We start from the raw sequence: 10,665 nt of genomic DNA, 5'->3' as shown, positions 1-10,665 counted from the left end.
ACGGTAAAGGTTTCATCTGCCTCTACAGTAGTGTCACCAGTGACGTAAACGGTAATTAGTCGAGATGTGTCTCCTGGGTTAAAAGTGACGCTACCTGTTGGTAATGTTCCCCCAAAGTCCTCTGGGTTGGCGGGGTTAGTTTCTGTACCTGTCACAGCCCAGCTCACAGCATTTGTACTTGTGGTGTTACCAGAACGAGTGATGGTGAAGGTGAGGGCTTTGGTGTCTGTGTTCCCTTCGGTTTGGCTGGCGTTGGTTGCGGCTATGGCTAAACCAGTTGTTGGTGCTTCGTTAAAATGTGTAACTTCTAAGGTGAAGTTAGTGGTAACGTCTGGTGTGTTGCCTACCGTCTCATCATCTACATTTATTGTTAGGGCATAACTATTCTTGGTTTCGTAGTCTAATACTGTATCGGCTTTGAGATACAACACTGTGCCATCCACTTCAAAGCTATTGGCATCGGCATCACCTGGCCAGGGATACGTCAACAGTGACGAGATGGTTAAAGAGGTATAAAGGAGATGGATTGGCTGGGTTATTAGCAGTGAAGAAAGCACCAGGGCAAAACGAAAAATCCATGAGGAAGCGATCGCTTCATTAAAACAAGAGTTAGAAACAGGAGAAGGGTTTAGCAGTTACTGAGCAATAGTTGAGCGGTTGAAACTCAAACATGCACTAGATATCGAGTATGGAACGGTCTATCCCTGGGTGAGATATAGTTTGGGAGCGAAACTAAAAGTACCGCCTCCGCAAAGCTATCACCAGGATGAAAAACTTATAACCGAATTTAAAAAAAACTTGGTCTGCTGATAGTCAGTCTGGAAAAACTGCTAGCGCCAGGCAAGTGTGTACACTGTCTGTGTCAGGATGAGACAAGAGTGGGTCTGAAAACATTGACAGGGAAATTGATTACAGGCAAAGGAGTCAAGCCCACAGTCCCAGTCAAATGGGAAAGAGATAATTTTTGGATTTATGGTGCAATTTAACCGTTGACCGGAAAGCACTTCCAGCACGAATACCCCAAGCTCAATGGTGACTATTTTCAACAGTTTTTACATTGGCTATCGGCGCAATTAAGGTCTGATTACGCGATTTTACAGATTGACCAGGCTCCCGCCCATGCTAATTCTGCTATCATTGGAACCCCCTCATTCTCCCGAACTCAATCCCATCCAGGGGCTTTGGCAGTTTATCAAGAAATCTCTCAAAAACGTACTTTTCCCTTCTTGACAAGATTTACCTGAGCACATTCAGCAGCTATTTGACCAATTAACTTTTGAACAAGTCATGTCTGTCTCTTCTTTTAACTTTATTTTAGAAGCTCTTTTCTATGCAGCTTCATATTAAACTGATATTAGCCACCAGCCTTAACAACCTAGCATTACTCTACGAATCCCAAGGACAGTACCACCAAGCTGAACCTTTGTATCTCCAAGCTTTAGAGATTTGTCAGCAAGTGTTGGGGGATAATCATCCAAATACAATAACTGTGAGCAAAAATTTAGCACAACTGCGGGCCACACCGATTGACACTCCCCACACCCAGAAGCCAGGGGCTTTGGCTTGTTTTCCGGTAAAGGGATGGTTTGAATATTACTTGAGATTATCCGATGAGAATGCAACAGCAACGCGTTAAGCTGAATAAGAGTAGCATTTTGTTGCACTTATCAAATAATTTTTATTTTCCCTCCTTGAGAAACCCGGAATGCTAGACCACATTTTTGATTATCTTCACTTTAACTTAACCATTGAAGCCCCCATAGTTTTGCTGATCCTCATACTATTAGAGGCAGTGTTATCTGCTGACAACGCCATCGCCCTGGCAGCCATCGCCCAAGGACTAGAAGACAAAGACCTAGAACGTAAAGCCCTTAATGTCGGTTTAGTAGTTGCCTATGTGCTGCGAATTAGCCTGATTCTCACCGCCACTTGGATACAAAAGTTTTGGCAATTTGAACTATTAGGTGCTGCCTATTTGTTGTGGTTGGTATTCCAACACTTTACTTCAGAACAAGACGAAGACGACCATCATCACGGACCCCGTTTTAACTCTTTGTTGCAAGCAATACCTGTAATTGCATTTACAGACTTAGCATTTTCTTTGGATAGTGTGACAACGGCCATCGCAGTTTCTCAAGAAAGATGGTTGGTGCTAACGGGTGCAACCATTGGCATAATTACACTACGATTCATGGCCGGATTGTTTATCCGGTGGTTGGATGAATTTAAAAACCTCGAAGATGCAGGCTATATCACCGTAGCGTTTGTGGGCTTGCGTCTGTTGTTAAAAGTCGTCAACGATAAGTTAGTCCCACCAGAATGGTTGGTAATTTCAGCCATCGCCTTGATTTTGGTCTGGGGATTTTCTCAGCGTACTAACCTTGAGTTACCCGAAGTAAAACCCGAAACAAGTGAAGTAGAAACCAAAAGTTAGAGTCCAGGGAATGAGGATCAGTTGATTCCCAGTCCCCAGTCTCCAATTGCTAAAGTTGCTAATTTATTCTCGTAACCAAGGTGTTAAATGTGGTTGCCAATTCACTAACTCTTCATCCTTAAACCACAAAGCTATTTCTCTTTGTGCAGTTTCTAAAGCGTCGGAACCGTGGATCAAATTGCGGCCAATGTTAATACCAAAATCTCCTCGAACTGTTCCAGGTTCTGCTGTCAATGGGTTAGTTGCACCAATGATTTTTCTCGCAGCACCAACAACTCCCTCACCTTCCCAAACCATCGCTACAACGGGTCCAGAGGTGATAAATTCCACTAAACTGGCAAAAAATGGTCTTTCACGGTGAACATCATAATGCTGTTCAGCCAATTCGCTAGTGACATTCATGAATTTTAAACCGACAAGGGTAAAACCTTTAGCTTCATAGCGACGGATGATTTCACCCACCAGTCCACGCTGTACACCATCAGGTTTAATTGCTAAGAATGTTCGTTCCAAAGCTATCTCCCAAAACTTCATACATTTTTGATCTAGTCACAGTTGTGCTCATTTGCCTTTGTTTTTCTGTTCATACCATCAAGATTTGACAGTTTTGACTTATGAGTAATAACTAATGACCAATCAGAGTCTACCTCAGAAATTATCCCTAAGTGCATATCCCCTGTAAGTTAAATGCCCTCAACTAGTCAAGGCTGGCTACTGACCTTGATCCACTGTCAACCCAGGAAAGTCCCTCAGTTGACATCCCTCACCATGTGATAAACTAGCATTGACAAAAAAATAAAAAAACTTCAAATGTTCTCTGCTCAAATTTGGCTGTGCCTAATATTGGTTGAGAACAATTTTGCTTTTCACAGGGCTTTTCACAGCTATTTATCCCCACCCCATCAGTCAATTGAGGGTGGGGACTTTCGCGATGCGTTAAAGTGTTAATTCGTGGGTGCAATACAGAGGTCACGAAAAATGGGTGCTGAATCAATTCGTACATCTGAAGAGGTGGTCATGTCTGCCAATGGACACAAATCAGAAGTAAAAAGTCACAAACAAAAAAAGCTCCTACCACCTAGTAATACAACAGGAGGTTTGCCCCGGTCTTGGAAAATTGAAGATAGCGAAGCTTTATATCGTATAGAAGGTTGGGGACATCCGTATTTTTCCATTAATGCTGCTGGTCATATTACGGTTTCTCCCAAAGGCGATCGCGGTGGTTCTTTGGATTTGTTTGAATTAGTCAACGCCTTGAAGCAGCGTAACTTAGGACTACCAATGTTAATTCGCTTTTCTGATATTTTGGAAGACCGAATCGAGCGGTTGAATGCTTGCTTTAACAAAGCCATAGCCCGCTATAACTACCCAGGGGTATATCGTGGCGTTTTTCCCGTAAAGTGTAACCAAGAACGCCATTTAATTGAAGATTTAGTAAAGTTTGGTAAACCTCATCAATTTGGCTTAGAAGCTGGTTCTAAACCTGAATTAATGATTGCTTTAGCTTTGTTGGATACACCAGGAGCATTGCTAATTTGCAACGGTTACAAAGACCGGGAATACATCGAAACAGCAATGTTAGCCCAAAGACTAGGGCAAACCTCAATTGTTGTCATAGAACAAGTGGAAGAACTCGACTTGGTTATCGCTGCTCACAAACAGTTAGGGATTAAACCAATTTTGGGAGTTCGCGCCAAATTAAGTACTCAAGGTATGGGACGCTGGGGAACTTCCACAGGCGATCGCGCTAAGTTTGGTCTGACAATTCCCGAAATTATGGAAGCTGTTAACAAGCTCCAGGCAGCTAGCTTGTTAGATTGTTTGCAATTAATGCACTTCCACATTGGTTCACAAATCTCCGCCATTAACGTCATTAAAGATGCCATCCAAGAAGCAAGTCGCATCTACGTAGAGTTAGCTATGTTAGGCGCTGACATGAAGTATCTCGATGTTGGAGGAGGCTTGGGTGTAGATTATGACGGCTCTCAAACCAACTTCTACGCCTCCAAAAACTACAACATGCAAAACTATGCTAACGATATCGTAGCAGAGTTAAAAGATACTTGTGCAGAGCGGCAGATTCCTGTACCAACACTGATTAGTGAAAGTGGACGAGCCATTGCTTCACACCAGTCGGTATTGATTTTTGATGTTCTAAGTACTAGTGATGTTCCCCTCGATTTACCAGAACCCCCAGAAGAAGGAGAATCCCCCGTCACCAAATACTTGTGGGAAACTTACCAATCCATCAACCAAGAGAATTATCAAGAATTCTTTCACGACGCTGCCCAATTTAAAGAAGAAGCCATCAGCCGCTTCAACTTAGGAATTTTGCGCCTCGCAGAACGAGCCAAGGCCGAGCGACTCTACTGGGCTTGTTGTCAAAAAATTCTTAACATCACTAGACAGCAGGAATACGTACCTGACGAATTGGAAGACCTAGAAAAAATCATGGCTTCAATTTATTACGTAAATCTTTCTGTGTTTCAATCAGCACCAGATTGTTGGGCAATAGACCAACTATTCCCCATCATGCCAATACATCGTCTAGGCGAAGAACCCATCCGCCGGGGAATTTTGGCAGATCTTACTTGTGATAGTGATGGGAAAATCGACCGTTTTATCGACCTACGCGATGTCAAATCAGTGTTAGAACTGCACACCTTCAAGCCAGAAGAACCCTACTACCTGGGGATGTTCCTCAATGGAGCTTATCAAGAAATCATGGGTAATTTGCACAACTTATTTGGCGACACTAACGCTGTTCACATCCAGTTGACACCCAAAGGCTACCAAATTCAACACGTCGTTAAAGGTGACACCATGAGCGAAGTGGTGAGGTATGTACAGTATGATTCTGAAGATATGGTGGAAAATATCCGTCAGCGTTGTGAAAAAGCATTAGAAGAAAAACATATTACCCTAGCTGAATCTCAACGACTACTACAAACCTATGAACAAAGTCTAGGAAGATACACTTATCTTAATAGCTAAAAAGTAGGAACTTTAGATTTTGGATTCAACTGCAATCTACCCTCACTCCGGACTCTCAAATGTCACACCAGAAATTTTGGAAGTTTCAAGATTTGGAATCAGCCATGGCCAACCAACATTTATAGAGAAAAGTCCGTATAAATTACATCTCTAAATTGTGATAGAAAACCGAAAAAACCGATGGTGATACCAGAGTGTAAGGAATCTAGCATTAAATAATCCAAATCCAAAACCGAATTGACTCCTCCCCTCGCCTTTAGGCGAGGGGAAAGGTCAGTCTCTAAATTGCATTCGTCCCCAGCAAGTCCTCAATAGCTTGACGCTCAAAAGGTGTTACCGATGGAGGTATCTGACGAGCATCAGTAATCAGCCAATCTAAAGCCGCGGCTTGAACATCTATTGCATTTCCCGTTTTATCTACGCAGTAACGTCCGAACACTAACTTATCAACCAATCTTACCCCCGGACCTAATCGCGACCATTCAAAAATAACGCTGTTCTCTACAGTAGCCCCACTGCATATCCAGCAATTAGGGCCAATCATCGCCGGGCCAACAATTTTGGCACCATCTTCTATTCTGGTCATGCCACCAATGTACACAGGGCCTGTAATATCCACCTTGTCCCAATTCACAGCCACATTCAAGCCAGTATAGATCCCAGGAGCAACTTGATTACCGGGAATTTGGACATTTTTAATATCGCCTAGCAATACACCATGAATTGCCCGCCAGTAGTCTGGTACTTTACCAATATCTACCCATTCAAAATCCATGGCAATGGCGTAAAAAGGCGCACCAACTTCTACCAATTTGGGAAATAACTCACCACCAATGTCATATTCAACCCCAGAAGGTATGTACTCAAACACCTCCGGCTCAAAAATATAAATACCGGTATTGATGTTCGTGCTAATAGCTTCCTCCTGGGACGGCTTTTCTTGGAAAGCTTGAACACGACCACTCTCGTCAGTAACCACTACACCATAACTGGAGACCTCCTCAAGTGCAACATTTTTCGTAATTATTGTGGCAATTGACCCTTTGGATTTATGCCACTTTACAGCCGCAGATAAATCTAAGTCAATGAGAGCATCACCGCACAACACCACAAAGGTATCATCAAAAAATGGTGAGAAGTCTTGAATACGCTTCATCCCACCAGCTGAACCAATGGCTTCTCCCACCAGTTTGCCGTCATCATCAATTTTACCTTCAAAAGAATAAGCAATTTCTACCCCAAACCGTTGACCGTCACGAAAATAGTTTTCAATTTCCTCCGCCAAATGGCTAACATTCACCATAATCTGGTTAAATCCATGTTGGCGCAAAAGTTCCAGCAGAAATTCCATCACTGGCTTTTGCAAGATAGGAATCATCGGTTTGGGAATTGTATAGGTAATGGGACGCACACGAGTACCCTTACCCGCCGCAAGAATCATGGCTTTCATAAAATTTTATTCCTCAAACACAAACCAATTTACTCTCAACAAGTGATACTTAATCATCAGTGTTAATTTTTGCTCAAACTAACTCCTAAAAACAGGGATAACAGGAATTTGCTGCTGATTGCAACTTTTTAGGTATGACCAGATGACAAGTAACCGATTATAATTTTAATTTACTGTATTGAGGCTTTTTATCTGCTAAGAGGATGTCTGCAAAACTTCCTGTCTTTAGACCAAGGATGAGCAAGAACGCATATTTTAACAAAGTGCCAAACTCCCTAATCCCCCACATCCCCAGGCTCAGAAAGCAGGGGCTTTGACTCGTTTTCCGGTAAGCGAATTTTAATTTCCTGGTAAAACTCGTCTTGTAATAATTCAACTTTCGATTGCGCTGAAAGCAGTAGTAGCGCCCAGAAAACACTAACCAAGTGGCTATGTTCTGACTCATGGTTAAAACTGTTTTGCTGTGGTTGCTTGGTTTGACTCCACAAATCTACTAGTTGTTCTAAATTCAAACAGTTTTGTTTGAGAAACAGCTCTGTTGCCCCACAATACAACAATTGCTCTAATTCCCCGGCCACTTCCGTCAGATTTTCTTGGTGAGCTAATTCTAGCGCCTGGCGGATATTTTGGACCCTAGACCGACCCTTGGATCGAAGAGGTTTGCTGGATTTGTCAACAAGTTTGAGCTGGTCCGCCATGATCTGTAATTGCTTGATTAACTCTTGTGGAGTCACAGGCCGCTTTGGCGGTGGCATTGCTGATGGACGGCGGCGCAAATGTCGCTCTAGCTGCAATCGATGACTATGATGTGATAAACTATCCTCACTTGTTGACATTACATCATCTGCTACATTCTCACTTGCATCTTCTACTAAAGATAATTGCATCAAAGTGTTAGCCTTGAATAACACTAGCATCGATGCCGACAAAAAAGCTTGTCCCGATTGCGACAAGTCAGACTCATAGCCTTTAGCTTCGACTTCCGGTGCCATTAGTTCCAGGTAGCGGTCAATCACCTCAATTACCTGCACATCCCATGGATCAATTTCGCCTTGTTCAGTCTGATCAATGAGCTGTGTGATTGTTTCTAATAATTCGGAAGCATCCATAAAATGTTGTCAAAAACCCCATGCAAAGTTTTTCGGGATATGCATAAGTAGCATCATAGGGCGTTGCTAAATCCAAGTTCAAATTCACATTTGCTCCTGGCGTTTTTATCTTCAAGTTCACAAAATTAGCGCAATACATTACAACCAGGCATCGTGGATTTTAGATAAAAATCTAAAATCCCCAATCGATTTATCGATTCACCATCGCAGCTTCCCGTGCCGCACTTGCCTGGTCTGGGTGAATACCCAAACGTGTGAGATTAATCCGTCCTTTATTGTCAATTTCTCTGACCTTGACAATCACTTCATCCCCAACAGCCACCTCATCTTCAACTTTGCCAACGCGATAGTCAGCTAATTGAGAAATGTGAATCATGCCTTCTTTACCCGGCAGAAATTCAACAAATGCACCAATGGGGATAATGCGAGTCACACGCCCCACATAAACATCACCTTCATTCAACTTACGAGTCATGCCTTGAATGATGTTACGGGCTTTTTTCGCCTTGCTCTCATCCACAGCAGAAATTGTCACTGTACCATCGTCTTCAATGTCAACCTTAGCACCAGTTTCCTCAGTAATGCCCTTGATTGTTTTACCTCCAGGGCCAATGACCAAACCAATCATGTCTGAATCAATTTTGATGGTCAGTAGACGTGGCGCATAGGGTGAAGTCTCAACCCGTGGTTCTTGGATGGTCTCCAGCATTTTGTCCAGAATATGCAACCGCGCTGATTTAGCTTGGTGGATAGCTTGGGCAATGATCTCTAATGAAAGGCCAGAGATTTTCATATCCATTTGCAAGGCGGTAATACCAGCATCTGTCCCGGCAACTTTAAAGTCCATGTCCCCCAAAAAGTCCTCAATGCCTTGAATGTCTGTGAGAATTCGCACTTCGTCATCTTCTTTAATCAAACCCATTGCCGCACCGCTCACAGGTTTGGTAATTGGTACACCGGCATCCATCAAACATAACGTGGAACCGCACACCGAACCCATAGAAGTGGAACCGTTGGAAGAAAGTACTTCTGATACCACCCGAATTACGTAGGGGAATTGTTCTTTTGGTGGTAGCACAGGTACCAAGGCTCGCTCCGCTAAAGCACCATGACCAATTTCGCGCCTCCCCGGAAAACGCATAGGTTTAGTTTCGCCAACGGAGAAAGGCGGGAAGTTGTAATGATGTAGGTAACGTTTGGATTGGTCTGTTTGCAAGTCATCTGTGAGATTTTGGGCATCTCCAGGAGTACCAAGAGTACAAGTGGATAATACTTGGGTTAACCCCCGGTTAAATAAACCACTGCCGTGGACTCGCCGGGGTAATACACCAACTTGGCAAGAAACAGGACGCACTTCATCGAGTTTGCGACCATCAACGCGAACGTTGTCCTCAATGATTTGACGGCGCATCAAATGCTTAGTGATATCTTTAAAGGTGTTACCAACCGCTTTGGTGTTGTCAACTGCCGCAGCTTTAACTTGATGTTCTTCTGGCAATTCTTCTATTCCACCAGCAATTTGCTCCTTAACAGCCTCCAAAGCTTCATCCCGTTCGGCTTTGGTGTAGTCAAAGTGAGACAGGATTTTCTTAATATCATCGCTGGCGCGATCGCGGATATAATCACTCAAAGTCAGGTCTACTTCTGGTGGTGCTTCTTGCACAATTTGCAACCCGATTTCCGCTAACAAATCTTCCTGGGCCTTGATTAAATCTCTTACAGCTTCGTAACCAAAATCAATTGCTTCAATAATATCTTGCTCTGGCAATTGATTAGCTCCGGCCTCCACCATGATGACACCGTGGGGTGAACCAGCCACTACCAGATCCAAGTCTCCGTTTTCAGTTTCTGCATAGGTGGGATTAATAATAAAATCATCTCCCACCAACCCAACCCGCACTGCTGCCATTGGCCCATTAAAAGGAATTTTTGCCATCAGGGTAGCAATGGAAGCCCCGGTCACTGCTAGTACATCAGGTGGTACCAACTCATCCATTGACAGGGTAAGGGCGATAATTTGCAGGTCATCTCGTAGCCATGAAGGAAATAAAGGCCTCATGGGACGGTCGATCAGACGGCTAGTAAGAATTGTTTTTTCGGGTGGACGACCTTCTCTACGCATGATTCCTCCAGGAATCCTACCTGCGGCATACAGTCTTTCCTCATAATCTACTGTCAAGGGAAGAAAATCAACTCCTTCTCTGCTCTTGGAGCGTGTAGCCGTCACTAAAACAGATGTGTCCCCTGATTCGATCAAAACTGACCCACCAGCCTGGGGAGCTAGTAAGCCTACCTTCAGTCGAATATCCCTGCCATCGAAGGATATTGACTTATCAACTTCTGCCATTCAGTTTTTTTTCCTTCTCTTTCGCTATTCTCTTTATGTGGCAATCCTAACATTTATGCTTTCAGACTGACTTCTGGTACACACAAAGATAAACAAGTTATTCAAAGGATTACAAGAGTTTAAATATTTTTTAATGGACGGTAGGAAAAACGTTTGCTAGCTGTGGAGGTTGAGGAAAGACCCTACCTGTCAAGCAGTTGTCAATAACCCTCTTCTACCCTGACTCCATAACCCAGGTTGTATAATAAAAGATGATGAATCAAAAAACCGCCCCGCCAGTTATTCATTATTGCTTACCTAAAAGACCGTACTGGATCCAAGAGTGGCAGGG

8 protein-coding genes and 1 pseudogene are annotated in these 10,665 nt (G+C 43.3%); 4 read left to right on the top strand and 5 right to left on the bottom strand.

Annotation, left to right across the window (positions count from 1 at the left end; all coding sequences use genetic code 11):
- Positions 1-488, bottom strand: a pseudogene (locus tag NWP25_RS05510) (hypothetical protein); the annotation flags it as partial.
- A gap of 501 nt (positions 489-989) precedes the next feature.
- On the opposite strand from NWP25_RS05510, the gene NWP25_RS05505 reads away from it, so the two are divergent.
- The 3 genes from NWP25_RS05505 (at position 990) to NWP25_RS05495 (ending at position 2,434) form a co-directional block, all read left to right on the top strand.
- The gene (locus NWP25_RS05505; RefSeq protein WP_280649972.1) at positions 990-1,244 is read left to right on the top strand and encodes a hypothetical protein; all 255 of its coding nucleotides are present in this window, start codon (positions 990-992) and stop codon (positions 1,242-1,244) included.
- Between the two features lie 86 nt (positions 1,245-1,330).
- A complete protein-coding gene (locus NWP25_RS05500) occupies positions 1,331-1,636 on the top strand; it encodes a tetratricopeptide repeat protein (protein ID WP_313959063.1) in 306 nt (101 codons plus the stop codon).
- Positions 1,637-1,705: 69 nt separating this feature from the next.
- On the top strand, positions 1,706-2,434 hold the full coding sequence (locus NWP25_RS05495; RefSeq protein ID WP_280656766.1) for a TerC family protein: 729 nt from the start codon (positions 1,706-1,708) through the stop codon (positions 2,432-2,434).
- 63 nt (positions 2,435-2,497) lie between these two features.
- Here NWP25_RS05495 and ndk read toward each other — a convergent pair whose 3' ends face one another.
- Complete coding sequence (gene ndk / locus NWP25_RS05490) at positions 2,498-2,947, bottom strand: nucleoside-diphosphate kinase (RefSeq protein WP_280649970.1); 450 nt, start codon at positions 2,945-2,947, stop codon at positions 2,498-2,500.
- Between the two features lie 465 nt (positions 2,948-3,412).
- Between ndk and speA the strand changes: the two genes are divergently transcribed.
- Positions 3,413-5,428 carry a biosynthetic arginine decarboxylase gene (speA, locus tag NWP25_RS05485; RefSeq protein WP_280649969.1) on the top strand — a complete coding sequence of 672 codons (2,016 nt, stop codon included), beginning with the start codon at positions 3,413-3,415 and terminating at the stop codon, positions 5,426-5,428.
- A 280-nt stretch (positions 5,429-5,708) separates the two neighbouring features.
- Here the strand turns inward: speA and NWP25_RS05480 are convergent, their stop codons facing one another.
- The 3 genes from NWP25_RS05480 to NWP25_RS05470 all read right to left on the bottom strand — a co-directional run bounded on the left by NWP25_RS05480 (position 5,709) and on the right by NWP25_RS05470 (position 10,334).
- Positions 5,709-6,878, bottom strand: coding sequence for an NDP-sugar synthase (locus NWP25_RS05480; RefSeq protein ID WP_280649968.1), 1,170 nt, complete (start codon positions 6,876-6,878; stop codon positions 5,709-5,711).
- 275 nt (positions 6,879-7,153) lie between these two features.
- On the bottom strand, positions 7,154-7,987 hold the full coding sequence (locus NWP25_RS05475; protein ID WP_280649967.1) for a segregation/condensation protein A: 834 nt from the start codon (positions 7,985-7,987) through the stop codon (positions 7,154-7,156).
- 190 nt (positions 7,988-8,177) lie between these two features.
- Positions 8,178-10,334, bottom strand: coding sequence for a polyribonucleotide nucleotidyltransferase (locus NWP25_RS05470; protein WP_280649966.1), 2,157 nt, complete (start codon positions 10,332-10,334; stop codon positions 8,178-8,180).
- Positions 10,335-10,665 lie beyond the last annotated feature (331 nt).

Origin of the sequence: Umezakia ovalisporum Ak1311, assembly GCF_029891685.1 — a bacterium.
Classification (GTDB): Bacteria; Cyanobacteriota; Cyanobacteriia; order Cyanobacteriales; family Nostocaceae; genus Umezakia; species Umezakia ovalisporum.
This window is presented reverse-complemented; position numbering and strand designations above follow the sequence as displayed.